Annotated in this window: 16 protein-coding genes; 2 read left to right on the top strand and 14 right to left on the bottom strand. The window is 43.5% G+C overall.

Annotated features, from left to right (window positions below):
• Positions 1–37 precede the first annotated feature (37 nt).
• From MKO06_RS04260 to MKO06_RS04325, 14 genes are all read right to left on the bottom strand, one after another.
• On the bottom strand, positions 38–1204 hold the full coding sequence (locus MKO06_RS04260; RefSeq protein ID WP_241549420.1) for an alpha/beta hydrolase-fold protein: 1167 nt from the start codon (positions 1202–1204) through the stop codon (positions 38–40).
• Positions 1205–1215: 11 nt separating this feature from the next.
• On the bottom strand, positions 1216–3906 hold the full coding sequence (locus tag MKO06_RS04265) for an alpha/beta hydrolase-fold protein (protein ID WP_241549421.1): 2691 nt from the start codon (positions 3904–3906) through the stop codon (positions 1216–1218).
• A 1-nt stretch (position 3907) separates the two neighbouring features.
• On the bottom strand, positions 3908–6514 hold the full coding sequence (gene xyl3A, locus MKO06_RS04270; protein ID WP_241549422.1) for a xylan 1,4-beta-xylosidase: 2607 nt from the start codon (positions 6512–6514) through the stop codon (positions 3908–3910).
• Positions 6507–8972: a glycoside hydrolase family 95 protein gene (locus MKO06_RS04275; RefSeq protein WP_241549423.1), complete on the bottom strand. Its 2466-nt coding sequence runs from the start codon at positions 8970–8972 to the stop codon at positions 6507–6509. Before MKO06_RS04275 ends, xyl3A begins: the two co-directional genes overlap by 8 nt.
• 95 nt (positions 8973–9067) lie before the next feature.
• Positions 9068–10027, bottom strand: a complete 960-nt coding sequence (locus tag MKO06_RS04280; RefSeq protein ID WP_241549424.1) for a transketolase family protein — start codon at positions 10025–10027, stop codon at positions 9068–9070.
• Between the two features lie 9 nt (positions 10028–10036).
• Entirely contained in the window at positions 10037–10879 is an 843-nt protein-coding gene (locus MKO06_RS04285; RefSeq protein ID WP_241549425.1) for a transketolase, read from the bottom strand.
• 3 nt (positions 10880–10882) lie between these two features.
• Positions 10883–11539, bottom strand: coding sequence for a fructose-6-phosphate aldolase (gene fsa, locus MKO06_RS04290; protein WP_241549426.1), 657 nt, complete (start codon positions 11537–11539; stop codon positions 10883–10885).
• 10 nt (positions 11540–11549) lie between these two features.
• Complete coding sequence (locus tag MKO06_RS04295) at positions 11550–13169, bottom strand: sodium:solute symporter (RefSeq protein WP_241549427.1); 1620 nt, start codon at positions 13167–13169, stop codon at positions 11550–11552.
• A 1-nt stretch (position 13170) separates the two neighbouring features.
• Positions 13171–14370, bottom strand: a complete 1200-nt coding sequence (locus tag MKO06_RS04300; protein ID WP_241549428.1) for an aldose epimerase family protein — start codon at positions 14368–14370, stop codon at positions 13171–13173.
• 18 nt (positions 14371–14388) lie between these two features.
• Positions 14389–15897 (bottom strand): L-arabinose isomerase, encoded by a 1509-nt coding sequence (gene araA, locus MKO06_RS04305; protein WP_241549429.1) that lies wholly within the window; start codon positions 15895–15897, stop codon positions 14389–14391.
• A gap of 65 nt (positions 15898–15962) precedes the next feature.
• Entirely contained in the window at positions 15963–16664 is a 702-nt protein-coding gene (locus MKO06_RS04310) for an L-ribulose-5-phosphate 4-epimerase (RefSeq protein WP_241549430.1), read from the bottom strand.
• Positions 16651–18345 (bottom strand): ribulokinase, encoded by a 1695-nt coding sequence (locus tag MKO06_RS04315; RefSeq protein ID WP_241549431.1) that lies wholly within the window; start codon positions 18343–18345, stop codon positions 16651–16653. The genes MKO06_RS04310 and MKO06_RS04315 overlap by 14 nt, the downstream gene beginning before the upstream one ends.
• 84 nt (positions 18346–18429) lie before the next feature.
• On the bottom strand, positions 18430–20805 hold the full coding sequence (locus MKO06_RS04320; RefSeq protein WP_241549432.1) for a glycoside hydrolase family 127 protein: 2376 nt from the start codon (positions 20803–20805) through the stop codon (positions 18430–18432).
• Positions 20806–20820: 15 nt separating this feature from the next.
• Complete coding sequence (locus MKO06_RS04325) at positions 20821–22368, bottom strand: alpha-N-arabinofuranosidase (RefSeq protein WP_241551025.1); 1548 nt, start codon at positions 22366–22368, stop codon at positions 20821–20823.
• A gap of 194 nt (positions 22369–22562) precedes the next feature.
• Here MKO06_RS04325 and MKO06_RS04330 point away from each other — a divergent pair, with 194 nt between their 5' ends.
• Together MKO06_RS04330 and MKO06_RS04335 are read left to right on the top strand one after the other, a co-directional pair.
• On the top strand, positions 22563–23252 hold the full coding sequence (locus tag MKO06_RS04330; RefSeq protein ID WP_241549433.1) for an NUDIX hydrolase: 690 nt from the start codon (positions 22563–22565) through the stop codon (positions 23250–23252).
• A gap of 217 nt (positions 23253–23469) precedes the next feature.
• Positions 23470–26325 carry a glycosyl hydrolase 115 family protein gene (locus MKO06_RS04335; protein WP_241549434.1) on the top strand — a complete coding sequence of 952 codons (2856 nt, stop codon included), beginning with the start codon at positions 23470–23472 and terminating at the stop codon, positions 26323–26325.
• Positions 26326–26343 lie beyond the last annotated feature (18 nt).

Raw genomic sequence — 26343 nt, forward strand, 5'->3', positions numbered from 1 at the left:
TTTAAGATTTTTTTCACAATTAAAACTCGCCATTTTATTAATCAAATAACAGCTGGGCATATTGATACAAACTTCTTCTCCAGGTATGCCATTCATGGGCGGTTCCAGGCGATTCGTAATAGGTGTATTCAATATCCTGTTTATCCAGCATATCCCTGAATTTTCCTACGGTTTTAAAGAAAACCTCAGCTTCTTTGGTTCCAAGACCCAGCCATAGAACCTTTATCTTTTCATTCACTTCTTCCGCATCACTAAAGGCTCCATTTAAAAATTCCTCAGGATCCAAGTCCTCGTTTCCGGGAAAGTTAGCCGTCCCGCTGAATCCACCGTAATAAGCAAAGTGATTCAGATTGTTCATAATAATGCTCATGGTCTGGCTGGCGCCCATTGAAAGGCCTGCAATTGCCCGATTCTCCCTGTTGGGTATGGTCCTGAATTTCTCGTCGATCTGGGGGATCACTTCCTGTATAAGGACTTCTTCAAATGAAGATCGCGGCCTGTTTTCACCTGCATTTTCAAGATCTTCGGGTTTGTAGGCATAGCCATTATCCATCACGATGATCATAGGTTCTGCGTCACCGGAAGCGATGAGATTATCAAGGATCAAATTAGTATGTCCCTGTGAAGACCAACCGGTTTCATCTTCGTAACTCCCATGCTGCAAATACAGAACAGGATAATTTTTATCTGCATTTTCGAAATATCCCGGCGGAGTATATACAAAGTTGCGTCTCCAGTTTTTGGTGATATTCGAATAGTATATGTTCTCTGAAACGCTTCCATGAGGCACATCCTTTAATTCAAAAAATTCATCATCGCTGGCGGGGATTTCGATCCCACTGCCCCATCTACCTGCACCGTAATAATATTTTGAACCTGGATCGGGAACTGAAGCTCCATCTATATTGAGTTGATAATAATGAAAACCTTCATCCTGAGGAGCAGATTCTCCTATCCATACGCCATCTTCGCTTTTTTCCAGGTCGTATTTTACTCCGCCAATATCTAATTGGACTTTATTTGCTTCAGGAGCTTCGATACGAACCCTTACCCGACCTTCGGAATTCACCTTAGGAAACTCTTTTCCCTGCTGATTGACACTGGAAGATTCAAAATCTTCGACTATTTTGTCCTGATTGGTTTGCGAGAAAATCGGGGCCGCAAGAAAGGCCGCAAGCATTAAAATTAATAATCGATTTTTCATAATTCATTTATTTACTGGTTATTGAATAATAATGGAGCAAACCTGTATAGATCCTGTCTCCAAACCGGCCAGGTATGCCCGCCAGGGTATTCGTTGTAGGTATAATCGATGTTCATTTCATCAAACCGGGACATCATTCTTTTGCCATTATCATAGGCAATATCTTCTTTCCCGCCCTGTGATATATAGAAATGATCAAGGTTCTGGTTTATTTTGTCAGCATTCCCTTTCATAAATTCATACTGAGCCTCAGCGATCTCATTTTCTTTCCCGATCCAGCCAGAACTAAAAACACCCAGAGATGAAAACAGATCGGTGTTCTGAATTCCTGTGTACAGGGTCTGGATTCCACCCATGGATAAACCAGCAAGCGCCCTGCTTCCTGAATCCTCGGAAACCCGGTATTCTTTTTGAACATGTGGGATCAGTCCGTTTATCAACTCATTCTGAAACATTTTGAGTCCATTCTCATTGAAGGCCGAAGCAGGCATATTCCCGTCTGGCATGATCACCAGCATGGGTTTTGCTTTTCCTTCAGCGATTAAATTATCAAGGATCAGATTCGTTTTTCCCTGTTGAGCCCAGCCGCGTTCATCTTCTCCGCCTCCATGGTATAAATAAAGCGCCGGATATTTCTTATCTGAATTTTCTTCGTAGCCTGGCGGGGTATAAACATAGAAAGTTCTCCAGCTATTTAATACCGGTGAAAAATACTGTTCCATTCGAATATCACCGTGAGGAACATCTTTTAGAGCATAATAATCATCACCCTTAAACGGAACTTCGATCCCGCTGGCCATTCTTCCCATTCCGTAGAAAGTTTCACTGTTGGGATCGGCCACTGCCACGTCATCGATCAAAATTGAATAATAATGAAAGCCTTCGCTCAATGAATCCGTGGCGACTTCCCAGACACCATCGCTGTTCTTATCCATGTCGTATTTACGAACCAGGTCTAGCTTAACATCCCTGGCTTCAGGAGCATTTATACGGAATACAGCACGGCCATTAGGTAAAATCTGTGGATATTTTGAGTTACGCACATTAGTAGAAGCTGGAGTTCCCAGCAGACTGTAATCATTGAATTCAGACTGATCTACCGGCTTGAATAACATCTTAGAAAACATGTACAAACCGTTCTTCCAAACCTTGAAGTCATGTCCTCCCGGTTCCAGGTAATAAATATGCGGAACATCATTTTTAACCAGATATTCATGGGTTCGCTGGCTAAATGGCAATAAACCATCCTCATCCCCACAGGAGATCCATAAGAGGTTAAGTTCTTCACGGGCCTTTTCAGGATTGGGAACCAGTTTTTCCGGAGATTTGGTATTTGGAGCTGCCGAAAAAGCACCGACCCAGGAAAAAGCATCCAGGTTTCCAAGTCCAAAATTCAGGGTTTGTCCACCTCCCATTGAAAGGCCTGCAATAGCGCGGTTTTCACTATTCTTAATTACAGGGTAGTTCTTTTCTATGTAAGGAATCAGATCCTTCAAAAGGTCCTTTTCAAAATTGGCAAATGCCGCAACCTTGGTGCTGTCAAAAATATTACCAACGGCACGGTCATCTTTCATCGCCCTTCCGTTAGGCATCACAATGATCATGGGCTCAGCCTTTCCATCGGCATATAGATTATCCATAATAACCTGCGGATTTCCTCCTTTAAGCCATTCCTTTTCGTCTCCACCAATCCCGTGTAACAAATAGAGGACAGGATATTTTTTGCTTTTGGAATAATTCGGCGGAGTATAGACAAGGGCTTTACGTGTAGTTCCCACCGTTTTCGATTGGTAACTGATGCTGTCCAGCTTTCCGCGGGCAATATTTTCCCTTTTCTGGTCAAATCCTTTTGGAGCCTCTCTTTCCAGACCTTCGATTCCTTTTACCTCCAGCATCTTTTCAGCATATCTTCTACCCAGTTTACGATAGCCTTCAGCCGTAAAATGCAGGCGATCGCTAACGGCCGTGCAGCCGTCCGAAGAAACCACATAGGAATTTGGAAGAACTTCCGGCAGCTTCGCGATAATGGCATTCATGCTGGCACAGGCTCCTCCCTCTTCCTCACTAACCATTTCACCGGCCAGAAATGGTGTTTCCTTAGGATCAAGATCCAGATCTTTAATTAGACTGTTATAAACCTCCTTCACTTTGGAAGGCCAATCTTCATCCCCGGTATTCGACTCTCCCTGATGAAGAAGTATCCCTTTGATCACCCCGCTCTTTTGAGCGATTTTGCCCATTTCGACCAGCCTTTTATACGGATTTTCATCATACTGCTTTACCGTATTCTGAAGCCAGCCCGGCGCCGAATCTACATAGGGCTGAAAATTATCTTTATCGAAAAGTTCGATTTTGCACCCTCCCACAGCTACGTTTACAACTCCGACTTTAAAGCTGTCCGGAAGGCTTTTCAGCATTTCCCTTCCAAAATAATCGGTAGGAGTCAAACCGGTATTGCACCTGCATAAAGGGGGTTTGGCTGTGTACCATTCGCCCTTTTTGCGATCAAGGTCTGGACAATCTACTGCAGACAACACTTTAAAACGTTCACTGATGGCCACCGTATCCTGGGGCTCGATCTTCGCATGTCCTTCCATATTGGACTGCCCGAATGCCAGGTAAACATGGAAATTGGGGTCCTGGGCATTGGCTTGTATGCCGAAGAGCAGCATGAAGAAAAGAAAGTATATCCTTGAATTCATATTATTGAATATTAAGTTCTGTTTTTTGAAGATTGGCTGTTGCGGAAGAATTTCCATAGAAAATCTCATATACACCTGGAGTTACCTGCATCTTCCGTGCTTCCCTGTTATAAAATTCAAATGCCTCTGCCGGAAGGTTAAATCTCACCTCCTTGGTTTCACCCGGTTTCAAATTCACCCGTTTAAAGCCTTTAAGGGTTTTGATGGGACCTTCTGAATCATTTTTTTTATGTACATAAACCTGTACAATTTCAGTTCCCTCGCGATCACCTGTGTTCGTTACCGGGATACTTAGAGTGACATTGGAATCTGTTTTCATATTGGATTTATCCAAAGTTCCCTTTCCGATCTCGAAGGTGGTATAGCTTAACCCGTAGCCAAAAGGAAAAAGCGCATCATCCATAAAACGGTAGGTGCGATTATCCATAGAATAATCTTCAAAATTGGGTAGCTGATCACTGTTCCTGTAAAAGGTAACCGGAAGTTTCCCTGAAGGATTCACGTCTCCAAAGAGTGTTTCGGCGACTGCCTGTCCACCCAGTTCTCCGCCATACCAGGCCTGCAGGATTGCATCGCTGGTTTCGGTTTCTGGGGTAAGTGCAATGGCAGAACCAGAGCAATTCACGAAAATCACCTTTTTCCCGGCGTCTTTCAAGGCTTTCAGGCAATTGCGCTGAACTGCGGGAAGTTCAATATTGGTGCGGTCGCCACCCTTAAAACCGGGATAGTTCACCGGCATTTCCTCGCCTTCGAGTTTGGTTGAAAGTCCGCCTACAAAAATCACGGTTTCCACATCTGCCAGTTTCTCCAGCAGCGCTGAGTAATCCACGGGAACCTCTTCTCCAAAATTGAACTCGATATTGGCCTGCCAGTCGTTCAGCTGGGCATATTTAATTTCAATATCATAGGTTTTCCCTTTTTCAACCTGAAGAACTTCACGGGTGGGAAGCGTGCGCCAGTTATCGTATTCTGCAACACTTTCGCCGTTCACCAACAGTTCAAAATGCCCGGTAGCGCCAAATTTGAATACCAGTTCTTCGGTTTTATCAGCTTTATAGACGGTTTCATATTTGGCTGAAAAGTCGGTTAAAGGCACACCAGAAGCAAATTCGTGATTTCCGGCAGTAGTAAGTTTCATAGGAGCGGTAATTTGTTTGCTGATTACCGGTTCTCCTTCGTAATTTGGATTGGCCCAGTAGGTCGCTTTCATTCCTTTTTTACCTTCCGCTGAAATCTTATCGAAATAACTAAGCGTGACCTTATTTTCCACCAGGTCACAGCCTTTGTCATAAACAATGTTTTCCTCCGGAATAATAGAGGCAATGCCTTCATAAATACTTACCGTTTCTATGGGCGTACCATTGTAATTCCCCCAAAGCATTTCCTTGTCTTTGGCGTTTGGCCCTATCACACCTATCTTCCCTATATTTTTCTGAAGCGGAAGTATATTGTTCTCATTCTGAAGCAGAGTCATGGATTGCCTGGCCGATTCCAGGGCAAGATCCTTATGTTTTTTGCTGGTGATGACCGATAACGGGATTTGTGCCCATTTCACCTCGGAAGGATCGTCCATCTCACCCAGCGAGAAACGTTCAGCAAGAACCCGCTGGACATGCTCGTCGATTTCGGCTTCGGTGATCAGTCCCTGCTCAACTGCTTCCGGAAGTTTTGAATAGGCATAATTGGCCCAGACACATTCCACATCGGTTCCGGCAAGAACCGCTTTGGCTGCAGCATGTTTTTCATCTGAGGATACATTATGGGTTGTATAGAAATCGGTTATAGCCCCGCAATCTGAAACCACAACCCCATCAAAGCCCCAGTCATCCCTTAGAATACGTTTGAGAAGTTGGGTGCTTCCACAGCAGGGCTCATCTTCGAACCTCTGGTAAGCGCACATTACCTGCCTCACATTAGCATCCTGAACCAGTGATTTAAAAGCCGGCAAATAAGTTTCCCAAAGATCCCGCTGGTCAACAGCAGTAACATTCAATTCATGCCTGCTCCACTCCGGGCCGGAGTGTACCGCGTAATGCTTGGCACAGGCCAGTAACTTTTTATACTTGGCATCTTCCGGGCCTTGGAGACCTTTAACAACGGCAACGCCCATTCGGGACATCAGGTAAGGATCTTCTCCATAGGTTTCCTGCCCTCGGCCCCACCGGGGATCCCTGAAAATATTGATATTAGGTGTCCATACCGAAAGACTTAAAAAACGCTTATTTCCTAGCCCCTGGCGGAGGGCATGGTGGTATTTCGCCCTTGCTTCATCTGAAACCGCAGAAAAGACCTCATGAACAAGTTCATCGTTAAAGGAAGCGGCCATCCCAATAGGTTCGGGAAAAACGGTCACACTATCATTATTAGCATATCCATGAAGCGCCTCGCTCCACCAGTTGAATTCATTGATCCCCAGCCTTGGAACGGGTTGGGAAACATCAAGCATCAGGGATGCTTTCTCTTCCAGAGTAAGTCTTCCAACCAGATCTTTGGCACGTTCTTCCGGGCTCAAATCTGAATTCTGATAAGGCAGTTCCTGAGCAGATCCATTAATTGCCAGCAGTAAAAAGGCCATCAGGCTTAAATATTTAGAAATCTTCTTACTCATTTCTAACAGGTTTAATCAGGTATTCCTCACCTGGTTCGGTAGCTAAATCGTATTCGTAAATTTTTTTTAATTGAGGTTTTTCAATGTTAGCTTCTGAAGATATAATTGGCTCCTGGGTTTTGGGAACTTTGAATAACGGATTTGAATTAGAACCTTCGGCTTCTTTCAGTCCTTTTCCTGTAAGCGGATAATAGGATCGTATCCTGCAATTACCTCCAATTTCCGAAGCTATTTTAATTTGTTCAGGCCTGTTGTTTTTCCAAGAAATATCCACTTCAAAACCGCCTCGCGCCTTCAGGCCTCGTATTTCACCTTCGCTCCATTCATCTGGCAAAGCAGGCAGAATATGTACGGCGCCGTCATGACTTTGCATAAGCATTTCGGCGATCCCGGCGGTGCAACCAAAATTCCCATCGATCTGGAAAGGAGGATGAGCATCGAATAGATTGGGATAGGTGCCACCAATCTGGTTTCCATCGGCCTGTATACTGGGGCTTAACTGGTCTTTGATCAGTTTAAAGGCATGATTACCATCAAGAAAGCGAGCCCAAAGATTTACCTTCCAGCCCATGGACCAGCCTGTTGATTCATCTCCTCGCGCAAGCAGAGAATTTTTTGCAGCACTGAATAATTCGGGAGTGCGATATGGAGAAATCAGATTAGAAGGATATAAGCCATAGAGGTGGGAAACATGGCGGTGATTATCGTCCTGCCGGTCCCAGTCCTTCATCCACTCCTGAAGTTGACCCCATTTGCCAATTTGCATAGGCACCAGTCTTGGAATGATTTGCTGCAGACTATCGGCAAGTTCCCGGTCTTCATTCAGAATCGCAGAAGCTTCAATCACATTGCTCAAAACATCGTGTACCAATTGATTGCCCATGGTGGTTCCCGCAGCCAGGCTGGTCCCGTAAGGATGTGCATTTTCGGGAGAATTTGATGGATTCACCACCAGCCAGTCGTTACTCGGCTCCTTTTCAAGTACATCTTTATAAAATAGACCGGCTCCTTTCAAAACAGGATAAACCTCCCGTAGAAAATCTTTATCGCCGGTGTACAGGTAATGTTGCCAGAGATGCTGACTCAGCCAGGCTCCGCCATGTGGCCATAGCCCGTAAAAAGGCGGATCCACGACTCCGGAGATCCTCCAGATATCGGTATTGTGATGGATGTTCCAGCCACGGGCATGATACATTTTTTGAGCCGACTCCTTCCCGGTTTCCGAAATATCCCTGATCAGGCTGAAAAGTGGTTCATGCATCTCTGAAAGATTTGTAACCTCAGCCGGCCAGTAATTCATTTCGGTATTGATATTAACCGTGTACTTGCTGTCCCATGGCGCGGTAAGTTCTTTATTCCAGATCCCCTGAAGGTTTGCCGGCTGGGTACCAGGCATCGAACTGGAAATGAGTAAATATCTGCCAAACTGGAAATACAGCGATACCAGTTGCGGATCATTTCCGGTTTTAAAATTTTTAAGCCGAACATCTGTGGTTTGATGAGCTGCTTCGGTAGTCCCCAGATCCAGGTGAACCCGGTTAAAGTACTCCTGGTAAGTTTTTATGTGTGCATTCAGAATTTCTTCAAACTCCTTTTCGTAAGCAGTATTAAGTAGTCTGGTTGCTTTTTCTTCAGCATCAATGCTTAGATCCTTATAATTCTTAAAATTGGAAGCGATAGAAACAAAAATAAGCGCACGGTTAGCATTGTTAACCCGAATTCCATCAGAGTTAGATTGAATTTGACCACCTTCAATTTTCGGCTTCGCGATAGCCAAAAATTTCACTTTCCCGGTCTTATTTTCCTGGTCGCCTGAAGTACCCGAAAGCCATACCGAGTTTTGCTCTATCTTTACTTCAGACTTTTTTTGGGGACTCTCCAGCCCCATTTCAAAAGAAATGCTGTTGGGCTTATCGGCGGTAAGTTCGATGACGATCACCTCATCATCAAAAGAGGAAATAATCCTGCGTTTGTAATTGGTCCCATTAGCCGTGTAACTAACGGAGCTAACAGCTTCGTTAAGATCCAGTTCCCGGTGATAATTTTCAATAGCTTCGGAATGAGGAAAATCAAGCTTTAAATTGCCAACGGGTTGATAGCTCATCCCGCTGTTGTTGTCCTCTTTAGACAGATAGGTTTCGGCCAGCTGCTGGGCTTCCTGGTAGTTCTCATTAAAAATGGCCGTACGAATTTCTTCTAGTCGTTCCTTGCTAAGCGAGACCACATTATTACCCGGTTCCCCGGCCCAAACCGTTTCTTCATTTAACTGAAGGATCTCCTGGTTGGTTTTACCAAAAATCATGGCTCCAAGTCTACCGTTGCCCACAGGAAGTGCTTCCTCCCAGATTTCGGCAGGTTCATCATACCATAATTTCACAGGTTTTTCCTGAAAAGCGAAAGACAGTGCAGACGTTTTCAGAAATAGGATCGGAATAATAATATGAAGCAGGTTTTTCAATAGCTTATCTTAAAATGTTAGAGCGTAATTCAATTATTTGATCAGTCATAAAAAAAGCCCTGTTACCTAAAATCAGGATTGATTCGAAAGTTTCGTTATTGCTTTTTTCGCTTCATTACGTTGCGAACTGCATTAATAATAGCATCAGAATTCAACCCATATTTCTCCATCAATTGCTCTGGTGTTCCGCTTTCCCCAAAAGTATCCTGGGTGGCCACGAATTCCTGAGGAGCGGGATGATTCAGCGCCAGTGTTCGCGCCACGCTTTCACCAAGACCTCCCAGGAAGTTATGCTCCTCGGCAGTAACCACGCAGCCTGTTTTCTTTACAGAATTCAGAATCGCTTCCTCATCAAGAGGTTTAATGGTGTGAATGTTTATCACTTCGGCACTGATGCCTTTTTCGTTCAATTCCACAGCTGCCTCGATGGCTTCCCAAACCAAATGACCGGTGGCGATAATGGTAACATCGGTACCCTCATAAAGTTTTACTGCCTTACCAATTTGGAATTCCTGGTCTTCAGGAGTAAAATTTGCCACTTTTGGTCTTCCGAATCTAAGATAAACAGGTCCGTCATGATCTGCTATGGCTAGCGTCGCCGCTTTGGTCTGATTATAATCGCAGGTACAGATCACCGTCATCCCCGGCAGCATTTTCATCAACCCGATATCTTCCAGTATCTGGTGAGTAGCCCCGTCTTCTCCAAGGGTAACTCCCGAATGCGAAGCGCAAATCTTCACATTTTTGCCTGAATAGGCTATGCTTTGACGTATCTGATCATAAACCCTTCCGGTAGCAAAATTGGCAAATGTCCCCGCGAACGGAATCTTCCCGCCAATGGTAAGACCTGCTGCCATACCCATCATATTGGCTTCGGCGATCCCTACCTGGAAGAATCTATCCGGGTTCTCATCGATAAAATCCTGCATTTTCAAGGAACCTACAAGGTCAGCACAAAGTGCAACGACATTTGGGTTTTTTCGGCCCAGTTCGGTTAAACCATCACCAAAGCCTGAACGTGTATCTTTATTTCCTGAGTCTGTATATTTCTTCATCACTAAATTTTAATAATCCCCTAAAGTTTCCGGGTTTTGAGAAAGTGCTTTTTCGAGTTGTTCATCGTTAGGGGCTTTTCCATGCCATGCATGGGTATGCATCATAAAATCCACGCCATGTCCCATCACTGTATGCATTAAAATACAAACTGGCTTCCCTTTTCCAGTTCTCGATTTGGCCTCCTTCAGCCCATCTATAACCTGCTGAAGATCGTTTCCGTCTTTTATCTCCAAAACATCCCAGCCAAATGCCTCGAATTTAGCCTGAAGGTTTCCCATGGGTAACACCTGGTCTGTACTACCATCGATCTGCTGACCGTTAAGGTCTATAGTAGAAATTATATTGTCAATTTTATTTCCAGCGGCATACATGATCGCCTCCCAGTTCTGGCCTTCCTGTAATTCCCCGTCACCATGCAGAGAATAAACAAGATGGGAATCCTTATTCAGTTTCTTAGCCTGCGCTGCTCCCAGAGCGACGCTCATCCCCTGCCCAAGTGAGCCGGAGGCTATTCTAACTCCAGGCAGGCCTTCATGGGTAGTTGGATGCCCCTGTAACCTGGAATCGATTAGCCTGAACGTATTCAATTCCTCTATCGGGAAATAACCCGAACGGGCAAGCACACTATAAAATACCGGTGAAATATGTCCGTTGGAAAGAAAGAACAGATCTTCACCAATCCCGTCCATATTGAAATTGTTGTCGTGTTCCATGATCTCCTGGTAGAGCACGGTAAAAAACTCGGTACATCCTAAAGAACCTCCCGGGTGACCCGAGTTCACCTTATGAACCATTCTTACGATATCCCTTCTTACCTGGCTGGTAAAATCCTTCATTTCCTGTATTTCCATAGCTTACAGATTAAAAGATTTTGCATCCTGAAGGAATTTCTCCAGGCCGATATCGGTTAAAGGATGTTTCAGAAGTCCGTCGATAGAAGATAACGGACCGGTCATCACATCGGCTCCCAGCTTGGCACAATTCACGACGTGCATGGTGTGCCTTATCGATGCGGCAAGGATCTCTGTCTCAAATCCGTAGTTATCATAAATAAGCCTGATATCTTCTATTAATTGAAGACCATCTGTTGAAATATCATCTAGCCTTCCTAAAAACGGAGAAACATAGGTTGCACCCGCCTTTGCAGCCAGCAACGCCTGGCCTGCTGAAAACACCAGCGTACAGTTGGTCTTTATTCCTTTATCACTGAAATATTTCAGTGCCTTAACTCCCTCTTTGATCATAGGGACCTTTACAATGATCTGCTTATGCAATTTCGCCAGTTCCTCTCCTTCCTTTACAATTCCGTCAAAGTCGGTAGCGACCACTTCAGCAGAAACGTCACCATCCACGATCTCGCAGATCTTTTTATAATGATTCAATATATTCTCTTTTCCGGTGATCCCTTCCTTAGCCATAAGGGAGGGATTAGTGGTCACACCATCCAGGACACCGAGTTCCTGTGCTTCATTAATCTGGTCAAGATTTGCTGTATCTATAAAAAATTTCATAATTCAGGTTTTATTCTCCGTTAAAAAATATCATTACTCCAGCCACGATGATCAGGATCACGATAGAAACCGCGATATCCTTCCAGTTGTAGCTTACTTTATTGTTTCGTTTTTCTTCTTCACTTATGGTCTGGTAGGTCATATTCTCAATTTTCTCTCTTGATGGCGCTTTAGAAAGCAAGCTTACCACCACGATCAGGAGAACACAGAACAGGAAGAACCACGAGGCAAAACTCAGAAAGTTCATATTCCCGAAATGGAACAGGAAGCTGTTTGGGTCCAGGGAATCCTTTATTAATTCCATAACGATTCGGAAGGCTGCCACAACCAAACCGGTTACCAGTGTCACAAAAGCTCCTTTCGCGTTGATCCGTTTTGAGAAAATACCCAGCAGGAAAACGGCGGTAATTGGAGGTGCGATATAAGACTGCACACTTTGCAGGTATTCATACAGCACACCAGAAATATTCGCCATGATCGGGATCCAGATAATACCAATGATCACGATGATCACCGTTGCGATCTGTCCTGTTCTTACCAGTTTTTTCTCCGGTGTATTCGGTCTCAGTTTTTTGTAAATATCAACCGTAAATAAGGTTGAACATGAATTGAACACCGAAGCCAGGGAACTCATTAGCGCAGCCAGTAATCCTGCTGCAACAAGTCCTCGAAGTCCCGAAGGAAGCAAGTTACTCATCAATACCGGGAAAGCTTCATCTGGGCTGTCCCAGTGTAGTTCTCCCCTCATTTTAAGGGTAAGTGCGATTATACCAGGAACCAGGAACAGGAATACAGGAAGTAATTTCAGCAATGCACCGAAAATGGTTCCCCTACGACCTTCCTTGATATTTCTGGCGGTCAATGCTCTTTGTACGATATACTGGTCGGTACACCAGTACCAGATACCGGTAATCGTACTCGCGATCAGCAATGGCGCCCATGGGAAATTAGGATCGCTCATCGGTCTCCACATATCCAGGTATTCAGGTCCTACCGTATCGGCCATGCTTTCCCAGCCTCCAACTTTATCAAGACCAATAAAGGTCAATGCTGCGGCACCCAAAACAAGAATGATCGCCTGGAGGGTTTCAGTATAAACTACGGCTCGCATCCCGCCTAAAACGGTGTATAGTCCTGTAAGAATAACGGTTCCCAAAGCACCGGTCCAGAAATCGATACCCAGTAAGGCTGCAACAACGATTCCCCCGGCATAAATGGTCACCGAAATTTTCGTTAATACATAAGCCGCAATCGAGAAAATAGAAAGTACCCACCTGGATCTCGCATCGAAACGCTTTTCAAGGAACTCAGGCATGGTGAATACACCGCTACGGGCATAAAACGGAAGGAATACCCAACCTAAGATCAATACCACCCATGCCTGGATCTCATAAATAAGCATGGGAAGCTTATCTCCCGCTCCCGCTCCGGCAAGTCCCACCACGTGTTCAGAACCTATATTGGAGGCAAAGATCGAAGCACCTACAACGAACCAACCAACATTTCTACCGGCCAGGAAATAATCTTCAGTATTGGAATTCTTTTTTCTGATCACCCAGATGGCAATCCCTATCAGGATAGCGAAGTAGATCGATATGGCGATCCAGTCTAAAGCATCTAATGTTTGCATATTATTTTACTGAAAATTTATAGGTTGTTTGTGAGGTGTAGGTTTCACCCGGCTCCAATACCGTGGAAGGAAATGCTTCCTGGTTAGGGGAATCCGGGTAATGCTGGGTTTCCATACAGAATCCTGTGCGTTTTCCGTAGCTTCCGCCTCCTTTTGCCGGCAGGGTTCCATCCAGGAAATTCCCGGTATAGAATTGCATGGCAGGCTCATTGGTCATCACTTCCATATACCTACCGCTTTCAGGATCATAGGCCGAAGCCGCGAAGCGCATTCCGCTATCCTGTTCATTCAACACCCAGCAGTGGTCAAATCCTGGCCCTCTTTTTAATTGCTCATTGGATTCTTCCAGTTTCATACCTTCAGAAACCGGAGTAGGCTCGGTAAAATCGAAAGGAGTTCCTTCCACAGATCTCAGCTCCCCGGTTGGGATAAGGGTTTTATCCACCGGCAAATATTGATCGGCATTAATTTCAACAACATGGTCCAGAATGGTTTTGCTGAAATCACCGGTTAAATTGAAATACGAATGCTGGGTAAGGTTGACAACCGTCTTTTTATCGGTAGTCGCTTCATACTCAATTTGCAGTTCGTTATCTGAAGTCAGTGTATAGGTCACCGTGGTTTCCAGGTTACCAGGGAATCCGCCTTCTCCATCCTTGCTGGTATAAGTAAACTTCAGGCTTGCTGAATCTTCTGAAGTGCCTGGTTCCACATCCCATACAACCTTGTCAAATCCTTTTTCACCACCATGCAGACTATTAGGACCATCATTTTTTTCCAGCTGGTATTCCTCACCATCCAGGGAAAATTTTGCATCAGCAATTCGGTTTCCGTATCGGCCTATGATAGCTCCGAAATACGGACTCCCATTCTCATAATCCTGGATGTTGTCAAAACCAAGTACTACATCCTCATACTTTCCGTCCTTATTTGGCACCTTAAGATGGGTAATGATCCCACCGTAACTTATAACGCTCATTTCGAGGCCTGCCTCATTAGAAATGGTGTATTGTTCCACCGCTTCGCCTGCCGCGGTTTTTCCGAAATCGTTCTTAATGATCTTCATTGTATTTTCACTGTTTTTTTCCTGGTTTTCTGATACATTTTCAGATTCATTATTTTTCTGTGCGTCCTTGCATTGAACAAATACCAACGCCAGGGCTAGAAGTAGTAAGCGGAAAGGTTTAAAATGATTTTTCATGGTTAGATTATTTGCGGTTTACATTCCGTGCTGGAACAAGTGATAATAGGCTTCGTTGGCATTCAGGGTATCTTTGAAGGTCCTTACTTTGGTGTCCTTATCGATAACAAGCAATTCTATCCCGGCGATATCTGCGAAATCTTCAAGGAATTCTGTGGTCAGAGCCTGGGTATAAACCGTATGATGTGCTCCTCCGGCAAGGATCCAGGCTGTTACCGCCGTGTCCATATCTGGTTTTGGATCCCACAAGACACGGGCTACTGGCAAATTGGGAAGATCTGCTTCCGGTTCAACCGCTTCCACTTCGTTCACTATAAGCCTGAAACGCGTACCCATATCCACCAGTGAAGCATTTAAAGCGGCGCCCTTTGGAGAGTTGAACACCAGTCTAACCGGGTCTTCTTTTCCTCCAATCCCAAGTGGATGCACTTCACACGAAGGCTTGGCATCAGCAATAGACGGACAAATTTCCAGCATATGTGATCCCAGAACATAGTCCTTATTTTCGGTAAAGTGGTTGGTATAATCTTCCATAAAGGAGGTTCCGCCTTCAAAACCCTGCGCCATAACCTTCATAGCTCTTAATAAAGCAGCCGTTTTCCAGTCCCCTTCAGCACCAAAACCATATCCGTCGGCCATCAACCTTTGCACGGCAAGACCTGGCAGTTGCTTAAGGTCTCCAAGATTTTCGAAGGTATCAGTAAAGGCCTTAAAGCCACCTTCTTCCAGGAAAGCACGCAATCCAAGTTCGATCTTTGCGGCATCAACTAAAGATTGTCTTTTATCGCCACCTTCCTTCAGTGAATCGGTGAGATTATAATCTTTTTCATATTCTTTCAATAGAGAATTCAGGTCTTTATCTGAAACCTGTTCGATATGCTTCACTACATCTGACGAATCATAGCCATTCACCTCTACGCCGAATTTGATCTGGGCGGCTACCTTATCACCTTCGGTAACGGCTACCTGGCGCATATTATCACCAATTCGGGCAACTTTTAGATTCTGAAGTTCGTTCCACCCAAGGGCAACTCGCTGCCAGTTCCCGATCTTGGTTTGAGTCGCTTCAGTTTTCCAATGACCCACGATCACCTTACGCTTTTTCCGCATTCTGGACATGATAAACCCGAATTCACGGTCACCATGAGCCGACTGGTTCAGGTTCATAAAGTCCATATCGATCTTGCTCCATGGAATTTCAGCATTGAACTGTGTATGCAAATGGCAGATCGGTTTTTTCAACAGGCTTAGGCCGTTGATCCACATTTTAGCAGGTGAAAAAGTATGCATCCAGGTGATCACCCCAATACAGGCGGTACTGTTATTGGCGTCAAGCATCACTTTGGTGATCTCATCTGAAGATTTCACCGTATCCTTGTGAACCAGTTTTATGGGCACCAGGCTGGAATCATTAAGACCGCTAACAATTTCCTTAGAGTTGGCCGCTACCTGTTTTAGTGTTTCGTCTCCGTAAAGGTGCTGGCTACCGGTTACAAACCAGATTTCTTTTGCTTCTATATTATTCATTATTTTTTGTATAGGTTAAAACCTCACAGGTTTCAAAAACCTGTGAGGTCTAGTAATATTAACTGTTATTTCTGACCGTAATAGGCATCCTTTCCATGCTTGCGCTCGTAATGTTTTTTTATTAAAGAATCCTTTAATCTCGGTGCATTAGGATTTATCTGAAGGGTCAGGTACGCCATTTCGGCAACTGCTTCCAGTACTTTACTATGATATACTGCCTTGGCAGCGTTCTTTCCCCACGTAAAGGGTCCGTGATTTCCAATCAGGACCATAGGTACCTCTTCATAGGAAATGTTCTTTTCCTTGAAACAATCAAGGATCTGGATACCGGTATTATGCTCATAATTGCCCTCTATCAGGTCATCTCTCATAGGAGGCGCACACGGAATATCTTCAGTTAGATGATCGGCATGCGTGGTACCGAAAATTGGAATATCTTTCTGACTTTGAGCCCAGGCAACCGAGTAGGTTGCATGTGTATGTGCGATCCCGCCGATGTTCTTCCAGTTCTTGTATAAATAGGCGTGTGTTTTGGTATCTGAAGACGGCCGCATTTCCCCTTCAATCACATTATTATCAAAATCGAGAATTACGATATCTTCAGGTTTTAGATCCTCGTAAGGCACACCACTTGGTTTGATAGCAAATACATCTTTTTCACGGTCTGCCGCGCTTACATTTCCGAAAGTATAGATTACAAGGCCGAGCTCATTCAACTGCATGTTGGCCTCGTAACATTCCTGTTTTAAATCTTTATACGCGCTCATTCTTTTTCATTTTATTGCTGATAGAATTCTCCACGAATGCAGCAAGTTCCTTGTATTCCTGCATGTGTTCTTTTATCTCTTCCACTTTTTCAGGCTGCGGATGGTATTCGGCTTCAAAGCGACTGCCCAGTTTCTTACTGGCTTCAATGACGTTGGGATAAAGACCTGCGGCTACCGAAGCGTAGATGGCAGCTCCCAGTGCCGGAGCTTCATCTGAGGAAGCTACCTTAATTGGCATATTCAAGGTATTTGCCAGGGTTTGCATGATGTAGGCCGACTTACGGGCTACTCCGCCAATCCCAATTACCGTATCTATCTTAACGCCTTCTTCCTGAAAACGTTCCACGATCATTTTTGATCCGAAACAGATCGAATTGATCAAAGCCTTAAAAATATGAGGAGCCTTGGAACCAAGAGATAGATTGGTAAAAGCACTTTTTAATTCCTGGTTCGCATCGGGAGTTCTTCGCCCGTTGATCCAGTCCAAAGCAATCGGAATACTTTCTGAAAATTCCAGCTCTTCAGCCTGGGCAGAAAGTTTAGGTATAAAATCCTTTCCAATTTCTTCTTTCAATCTTGCTTTCTGGTCTTCTGAAAGCACTTCAGAATTATATACAAGGTTATCCAATGGCCAGCTTAAAACATCCCTGAACCAGGCCAGCACATCTCCAAATGCCGACTGCCCTGCTTCCAGACCTATCATTCCTGGGACAACCGAACCATCAACCTGTCCGCAAATTCCTTTAACCGTGTTATCACCAATTTCATCATATTTTGAGACCATGATATCACAGGTGGAAGTTCCCATAACCCTTACCAGGGCGTTTTCATCTATCTGGGCACCAATGGCTCCGGCGTGGGCATCAAAGGTTCCAACGGCAATCACACAATCTGTGGAAAGTCCTAATTTAGTAGCCCATTCTTCACTCAGGTTACCGGCAACCTCATCTGAGGTATAGGTCTTATCGTACAGTTTATCTCTTAATTGGGCCAGATAAGGATGCAGTTTTTCAAGAAAATCTTCGGAAGGCAATCCGCCCCAGCTCTTGTGCCACATGGCCTTATGCCCTGCTGCACAACGGCTTCTTTTAAAACTTTCAAGGTCATTGCCTCCAATCAGGATATAGGTCATCAAATCGCAATGTTCCATCCATGACCAGGCGGCGTTCTTTACCTCTTCATCTTCACGAGCGATATGCAGAATTTTAGCCCAGAACCATTCGGAAGAATAGATCCCTCCTTCATATTTCGTATAATCTTCACCACCCCAGCTACGCGCCAGTTCGTTGATCTCGTTCGCCTCATTGATTGAAGTATGATCCTTCCACAACACCATCATGGCATTGGGGTTTTCTTCAAATCCTGGCTCCAAAGCAAGGGCTTTTCCTTCCTTAGTTACAGGAACCGGTGAAGAACCGGTGGTGTCTATACAAATTCCTTTTACATCCGAGCCATCTATACCGGTCTTCTGAAGCACTGCCTTTATGGTATTCTCCAAACCTTCAATATGATCCAGGGGATGCTGACGAAATCGATTGCGGGCCGGATCACAGAAAAGGTTTTGCTTCCATCGTTGATACCAGTGAACTGCAGAGGCCGATTCTTTACCGGTTTCTGCGTTAACCAGTACAGCTCTTACTGAGTCTGTTCCATAATCCAAACCGATTACATATTTATTCATCTAAATTTCTTTACTCTTTAAAGATATTATTTTCATTTTCAAGAGGTAAGCTCTTTTTAAAATTTGCTTACCAATCCTGTAATTTTAGTCTTCTTTTTTCAATAACCTGATTTCATATATGCCGGGAGTGCGCGAACCCTCCACCGCCTCAAAGCGTATTCTTCTTTCGGCTTTGTTATTTGCAAGCACCTCATCAGGAATAGAATATTCCTTACTGAAAAATCTATCGCCTTCCTCTCCCTCGAGCTGCTCTTCGGTTATTAGAATATCATCGATTAGGATTCTAAAATTCCTGTTTTTATCATTTCCATGATACGTAAGCCGAATTTTCCCTGCCTCATTTTTGTCGTCGCGTAACACATAGCTGAAATATCCTTCTGCATCCCTCCAGTGTCTATCATTATGAATCCCAGTGTCGGAATTTTTAAATTCTATTAAATGTTCTGCTTCCGGTTGCTGTTCACCGGGAGTTACTTTATCGATAGTATTAGCTTCAAGCTTTTCTATTTCCAGCTCCTGCTGTTTTCGCTGTTTCTCGATCTCGGCCAGACTTTCCGGAGTTTCTACGGGAAGATAGATCACATATCTGGAATCATGAATTTGATAAAAGGGGACAAATTCGATCGATTCATAAGATGAAGGATACATAATAGAGGAGGCTGAAAACTTTAATTCTGAAGATGCTTCCTTTTTAATATTATCGGTTAATCGTTCCGGTTGATCAGAAAGAAAAACCGGCATTTCTGAAAACGGAAGCTTTTTGCCATGAGCAATATGGGCATTTCTGCCTGAATCGGCATACAATCCTTCAAGATCCTCATCGCTGGTCTTGGCTCCTAAAACATAAGGCCCATACGTCAAAGCCTGATAATTTGAGTTATCAGGTAATTTTTCAGCCTTCAGATGCATAGGTAGTTTCATGACTACCTCATCTCCATTCTCCCAGGTTCGATCAACCGAAACATAACTGCCGGGCTCGCTGGTCACTTCCATCGCTTTTCCGTTGACCCTAATTTCCAATTCTCCCTCTTTAACCCAGGAAGGATACCGGAGCAAAAGGTTCAAATTCTGAGAGCTTGCTGTTTCAAATTTTAATCTCGTTGATTCCTCAGCTTCAAGATCGCTTTCCTGAATCACTTTTAGACCTCTCTCCTCCCAATCCAAAACCGAAGGAATAAAAAGATTGACGATCAAAGAGTCTTCAGAATGCGCATAAATGAATTTATTGTATTTGCCATGATTTTCTATACCTGAACCCACGCAACACCACATACTGGTTTCGGGCTGCGAATAGACCCGATAATGTCCCGGCCGCATTGGAGTAAAATAAACGAATCCGCCTGTCTCGGGATGCTGGGTGGAGAGAATATGGTTATACAGCGCCCGCTCATAAAAATCTATATATTTTTCATTCGGATCTACTTCAAAAAGCTTTTCACTTAGGCGAAGCATATTATAGGTATTGCAGGTTTCAGGGCCCTGTTCACTATTCATCATGGAAGAAAAGTCGTTTACAGGATTGAAATGCTCTCTAACGCTATTTCCTCCTATTGCCACGCTTCTTTCGTTGACCACGTTATCCCAGAAAAATTCAGCAGCTTTATGATACTCTGAATTCTGATCCAGCTGGGCAATGCTTTCAAAGCCAATCACTTTTGGAATTTGCGTATTAGCATGCATTCCGGTTAGAATATCTTTATTTGACTGAAGCGGGTTCAGAAGTTTTTTATGGGAGAATCTATAGGCCAGTTCCAGGTATTTTTCTTCTCCTGTAATTGATGCAACATCGGCGAAAGTTTCATTTAATCCTCCATGTTCCGAGATCAGCAATTCCTGTATTTGTTCATCGCTCAGATCTTCAGTTAGACCAATCATCCAGTCGGTAAAGTCAACCAGCATTTTCCTGGCCTTTTCAATACCTGCTACCTGGTAGGCATCCCTTAAGCCTGCATATACTTTATGAATGTTATACAACGGAACCCAGCGATCATTCAATCCAAAATTGTGAGCCTGTATATTCCCATTTTCAATCTCTTTCCAGATCTCCTTCCCATCTGGTACGCCACCTAGATATCCGTTACCGTTTGCCTGCTGAGCCTTTTCCAATTCATCAAGCATATAAGTAAGCCGTTGAAAGGCTTCTTCACTTCCCGTTGAAGCATACATCTGCGCCAGCGCGGTTAGGTAATGGCCGCCTATATGTCCATCCAGCCCCATACTTTCCCAGTTCGGATAATTCTCAGCTTTTGGTTGAAGGCCGGCCGCCTGGAGGTAGGGAGACAGCAGCCTATCTGGATCCAGATCAAGGATATAATCAAGATCTGTTAACATCGCCTGCCTGAAAGGACTGTCTGTAAGCCGAACATCTTTTAAATGAAATGTCCTAACTTTAGCAGACTGCCCAAAGGTGGAAACACCTGAGAGAACCAAGCAAGATAATATGATGAGAATTTTAGGCATATTAGATCACAGGGTTTATTCAGCCTCAAAGACAATTACAGAAAAGGGAGGAATTTCCAGTTCAAGGTTATCGTTGCGATTTTTAAATTTAGTGAATGCTTGCGGAAGTATTTTCTCCGGATTTTCAAATGTATTGTGATCCTGAAGATTATCAGAAGTCAGTATTTCAGCAGAAAGCTTTTTCAGATCAAGGCCGGACAGATCGATCTTAACGGTATTACTTTTCTTAGCATCGATATTTGTCAGGGAAATATGCACTTTCCCGTCTTCTGCTCGGGAAGCCGAAACAGATATTGCCGGCAAGGATTTACCGTTGAAGGAATAATCAGGGCTATTAAATTCAACCGGAATTAATTCGGCATCCTGATGTACCTTATACATTTTTAATACATAATAGGTTGGCGTAAGGATCATTTTCGAACCCTTTGTTAAGGCAACCGCCTGCAACACATTTACCGTTTGTGCAAGGTTGGCCATTTTCACCCTTCTGCTATGATTATTAAAAATATTAAGGGTTGCACCTGCGATCATCGCGTCCCGCATGGTATTTTGCTGATAAAGGAAACCTGGATTCGTACCTTCTTCCACATCATACCAGCCGCCCCATTCATCCACGATAAGACCAACCTCGTTTTCCGGATCATATTTATCCATGATCTCTGAATGTTTGGTGATATACTCGTCCATTTTCAATGCTTCGGTCATGGTAGAGAAATAATGATCCTCTGTAAAACCTGTAGCCGGCCCCTTGTTCTCCCAGTCGATCACCGAATAGGAATGCAATGCCACACCTTCCATTAAACTTTTAGGAATCTCGCTCATCAACACTTCCATCCAGTGGTAATCTCCGCCACTTGGACCTGAAGCGATCCTGTACAGGTCATTTTCATTAGACCAGGAAGTCATGAATGTTGCATATTGTTTGTAAACATCAGCATAATACTCAGCATCCATATTTCCGCCACAACCCCATGGCTCGTTACCAACTCCCCAAAACTTCACATCCCAGGGCTCTTCCCGTCCATTCTCCTTTCTAAGTTTAGCCATGGGACTGCCTTCGGCATGATTTACATACTGAAGCCAGTCTGTAAACTCCTGTACAGTTCCACTACCCACATTTCCTGCGAGGTAAGGTTCGCAATCCAATTCCTCACAAAGGTTCAGGAAATTATGAGTTCCAAAGCTATTATCCTCGGTAACTCCACCCCACCATTGATTTACAATGGTTGGCCTGTCTTCTTTTGGCCCTATTCCATCTTTCCAGTGATAGGTATCTGCAAAACAGCCGCCAGGCCAGCGAAGATTAGGTATATCGATATCCTTCAAAGCCTGAATGATATCATTTCGAACCCCATCGGTATTCGGAATTTTACTGGTATCTCCTACATACAAACCATCGTATATAGACCTCCCTAAATGTTCAGCGAAGTGACCATAAATGTGTTTACTTATGGTTTGTGGCTGATCGGCCGGTTTGAGTTTAATTTCAGTTTGAGCTTGAACACTCAGGAACGATACCCCCAGAAAAAAGAACACATGAACTAATAGAATTTTTTTTACCATCATATTTTAAATTAATTCCTGAAAAGAAGAATTTAAGTGTTAACTTTACACTTCAAATTAATTAAAGTATTTTCAAAAAAACAAATATATTTTTACGTTTTATTAACTTTCGCCTTCCAAATAATTTGATTAACCTATTATTTATACTAATATTTAAAAATTATTTAGATAGGTTTACTATTAAAAATTGAACAATGCTAGATGAATATTCAGCAAGCGACAAGGTTCTTCTTGCTTTAGACTGTATCATATTCGGTTTTGATAAGGAAGAATTAAAAATCCTATTGATCAAAAGGGATTTCGAACCGGAAAAAGGAAAATGGTCTCTTATTGGTGGTTTTCTAAAAAAAGAGGAAAACCTGGACGAAGCGGCAGACAGAATTCTTAATAAACTAACCGGGCTCAAAAATGTTTATTTAGAGCAATTACACAGTTATAGTAAAATAGACAGGGATCCTGTGGAAAGGACTATTTCTGTTGCCTATTATGCACTTATTAATATCGAAGAGCATAATGAAAAGCTTATTGACCAGTACGGTGCTAAATGGTTTAGCATCTCTGAAGCTCCAGGCCTTATCTTTGACCATGATATCATGGTGAAACACGCTATTAGCAGGTTGCGTTATAAGACTTCAAAAGAACCGGTAGGTTTTGAATTGCTCCCACCAAAATTCACTATGAAGCAGCTTCAAAAGCTCTATGAATCCATCTTATGTGAAAAGCTGGACAAAAGAAATTTTATCAACAAGATCAACGCGATGGATATACTGGTAAAACTGGATGAGAAAGATATGAGTTCATCTCGTAAAGGTTCATTTTTATATCAATTCGATCATGATAAGTACAAGCGAAAAAAAGCTGATGGATTTGATTTTAAAGTTTAAGGCATCATCGAATTTGCAGTTCTGCTCTGAAAAGGATTTTTCTTTTTCAAGTAATCCAGGGAAATAGGAATTCGCACTTCTTACAGTTCATAATCTGGCGAAAGCAGAAGTCGGCACGCAATCGATTGCGTATTTTCAAAAAGTTCGTATATTCATCCAGTTCGGCTTTAATACAGAAATAAGTCTATGCCCAATAATTCAAAGTTTCCTATTTAAAATGAAAAAAATAATTCTATTCTTACTTGTTTTCCCGTTTGTCTCCTACTCTCAAATTAGTGTGAGCAACCAAAAAACCGATGAAAATGAGTTCGCACTCGTTGATCGTAATTCGGTAGCCAGCATATTATACGATTCTGAAGATGAAAAACTGATTGATATATCGGCAAACTTTTTTGCTGATGATGTTCAAAAAGTAACCGGGAAAGGACCAGAACTAATCACATCTACATCAAATGTAAACGGAAATCTGGTCATTATAGGTTCTATTGGAAACAGCCGTTTTATAGATGATCTAATTGAAAAAGATAAGATCGACATAAGTGAAATTCGAGGCGACTGGGAGCGCTTTATTATTCAAACAGTTCAAAATCCCTATCCTGGGGTGGAACAGGCCCTGGTGATCGCTGGTAGCGACAAACGGGGTACGGCCTACGGTGTTTTCACGCTCTCAAAAGAAATAGGGGTTTCTCCCTGGTACTGGTGGGCCGATGCCCCCGTGCAAAAAAAGCAAAACCTTTTTGTTCAAAACAAATCCTATGTTGCTGAAGGACCTTCGGTTAAATACCGCGGAATATTCATCAATGACGAGGCACCGGCATTAACGAACTGGGCACGTGAAAATTACGGCGGATTCAATCATGAATTCTACGAGAAGGTTTTTGAGCTTATTCTTCGGAATAAAGGAAATTACCTGTGGCCAGCCATGTGGCGACCCACCGTATTTGCTACCGATGATCCTGAAAATCTGCGGCTGGCAGATGAATACGGCATCGTGATCTCAACCTCCCATCATGAGCCAATGATGCGCTATCATGAAGAATGGGATCGCTATGATGCAGGAGAATGGAATTATGAAACGAATGCCGAAAACTTGCAGAAATTCTGGCGTGGTGGAATTGAACGTATGGGTGATTACGAAAGTGTGGTAACAGTGGGGATGCGCGGTGATGGTGATGAAGCCATGGGCGAAGGAACTGCCGTGAATTTACTGAAAAGAATTATCGCAGATCAACGTACCATAATTGAAGATGTAACCGGTAAACCAGCTGAAGAAACTCCCCAGGTATGGGCCCTTTACAAGGAAGTACAGGATTACTATGACAAGGGGATGCGGGTAGATGATGACATCCTGATCCTTTTAGCCGATGATAACTGGGGTAATGTTCGAATCCTTCCGAAGAAGGAAGACCTGGACCATAAAGGCGGCTATGGAATGTATTACCATTTCGATTTTGTTGGCGGACCGGTTTCCTATCGATTCCTGAATGTAACCCAGATCGAAAAGGTATGGGAACAAATGAACCTCGCCTACGAATGGGGAGTGGAGGATCTATGGATCGTTAACGTAGGCGATATCAAACCTATGGAATTGCCTATTAGCTTTTTCCTTGATTTCGCCTGGAATGCTGAAATGAAAGCCCAGGATTTACCCGATTATTATAAAGATTGGGCCACGCAGCAATTCGGCGAGGATCATGCAGAAGAAATTGCAGGGATCCTTTCGGATTATACAAAATACAGTGCCCGTCGCACCCCTGAAATGCTGAAACCGGACACCTACAGCCTTGATAACTATCGCGAGGCGGAAAGAATACTTTCAGAATATGAGCAATTGCTGAAAAAAAGCAGAGCTATTTATAAAAAGCTCCCCGAAACTCACCAGGCAGCCTTCTACCAGCTGGTGCTATTTCCAATTGAAATGAGCAGCAACCTCAACCAAATGTATGTGGCAGCAGCTAAAAATAACAGGTATGCCATGCAGGATAGGGCTTCCACCAATATGTATGCAGAAAAGGTTAAGGAAAGATTCTTTAAGGACGCTGAACTTACCAAATATTACCACGACACACTGGCCAATGGCAAGTGGAACCATATGATGGCTCAAAATCATATAGGCTACACCAGCTGGAACGAACCGTCTGTAAACCGAATGCCTAAAATCACCTATATCCAGAATCAGGACAGGGCAGGGATTGGATACGTGCTGGAAAATGGCGAATCGTCCAGGTGGAATCCAGGTGGTTTGAACAGTAAGAAGTTTTCCCCGTTCGACCCGATAAATGACCAGGAATACTATATTGAAATCTTTAACCGCGGAAAGGAAAAATTGGATTATTCGCTAAACCCGAAAAATGATTGGATCCAGCTTTCCTCGAAAAGCGGAATGGTGGAATATGAGGAAAAGGTCTTTATTAGCATAGACTGGGATAGAGTTCCGAAGGATACAGAAAAAGGAGAACTCGTACTTTCAGGTGCAGGGCAGGAATTCAACATAGAAGTGCCGCTTAGGAAAGATGTTCCGGAAGCTTCAGGTTTTGTTGAGGACAATGGGGTTATTTCCATAGAAGCTGCCAATTTCACCAACAAAATAAATTCTGAAGATATCAGTTGGACGGTAGTGCCCAACATGGGCCGTACCAATTCGGCCGTGATCGTGGAACCGGCAAATGCAGAACGTCAAACACCCGGACCAAATACTCCTCATCTGGAATACGAATTCACAATTTTTGATGAAGGAGACCTGAAGATTGATACTTACCTATCTCCTACGCTGAATTTCAAGAAAAATGAAGGATTGAAATATGCCATAGCCATCGATGATGCGGAACCGCAAATTATCAATATACATGAAGGCGACATCAAACCAGACTGGGAATACCCGGAATGGTGGAACAAATCGGTTACAGATCATATTCGAATTAAGCCGTCTGAACACAAAAATATCAAAGCGGGAACGCATACCTTAAAGATCTGGATGGTAGATCCGGGAGTTGTTTTTCAAAAATTCGTGATTGATGCTGGTGGATTAAAGCCAAGCTACCTTGGGCCTCCGGAGAGCAAGAAGGTTGAATAACGATCAAAAAAACTAACA

The organism is Christiangramia oceanisediminis, from assembly GCF_022570735.2.
Taxonomy (GTDB): Bacteria; Bacteroidota; Bacteroidia; order Flavobacteriales; family Flavobacteriaceae; genus Christiangramia; species Christiangramia oceanisediminis.

Coding starts and splice junctions, on each gene's coding strand:
- MKO06_RS04260 (WP_241549420.1), bottom strand. CDS start 1,204: ATGAAAAATCGATTATTAATTTTAATGCTTGCGGCCTTTCTTGCGGCC.
- MKO06_RS04265 (WP_241549421.1), bottom strand. CDS start 3,906: ATGAATTCAAGGATATACTTTCTTTTCTTCATGCTGCTCTTCGGCATA.
- xyl3A (WP_241549422.1), bottom strand. CDS start 6,514: ATGAGTAAGAAGATTTCTAAATATTTAAGCCTGATGGCCTTTTTACTG.
- MKO06_RS04280 (WP_241549424.1), bottom strand. CDS start 10,027: ATGAAGAAATATACAGACTCAGGAAATAAAGATACACGTTCAGGCTTT.
- MKO06_RS04285 (WP_241549425.1), bottom strand. CDS start 10,879: ATGGAAATACAGGAAATGAAGGATTTTACCAGCCAGGTAAGAAGGGAT.
- fsa (WP_241549426.1), bottom strand. CDS start 11,539: ATGAAATTTTTTATAGATACAGCAAATCTTGACCAGATTAATGAAGCA.
- MKO06_RS04295 (WP_241549427.1), bottom strand. CDS start 13,169: ATGCAAACATTAGATGCTTTAGACTGGATCGCCATATCGATCTACTTC.
- MKO06_RS04300 (WP_241549428.1), bottom strand. CDS start 14,370: ATGAAAAATCATTTTAAACCTTTCCGCTTACTACTTCTAGCCCTGGCG.
- araA (WP_241549429.1), bottom strand. CDS start 15,897: ATGAATAATATAGAAGCAAAAGAAATCTGGTTTGTAACCGGTAGCCAG.
- MKO06_RS04310 (WP_241549430.1), bottom strand. CDS start 16,664: ATGAGCGCGTATAAAGATTTAAAACAGGAATGTTACGAGGCCAACATG.
- MKO06_RS04315 (WP_241549431.1), bottom strand. CDS start 18,345: ATGAATAAATATGTAATCGGTTTGGATTATGGAACAGACTCAGTAAGA.
- MKO06_RS04320 (WP_241549432.1), bottom strand. CDS start 20,805: ATGCCTAAAATTCTCATCATATTATCTTGCTTGGTTCTCTCAGGTGTT.
- MKO06_RS04325 (WP_241551025.1), bottom strand. CDS start 22,368: ATGGTAAAAAAAATTCTATTAGTTCATGTGTTCTTTTTTCTGGGGGTA.
- MKO06_RS04330 (WP_241549433.1), top strand. CDS start 22,563: ATGCTAGATGAATATTCAGCAAGCGACAAGGTTCTTCTTGCTTTAGAC.
- MKO06_RS04335 (WP_241549434.1), top strand. CDS start 23,470: ATGAAAAAAATAATTCTATTCTTACTTGTTTTCCCGTTTGTCTCCTAC.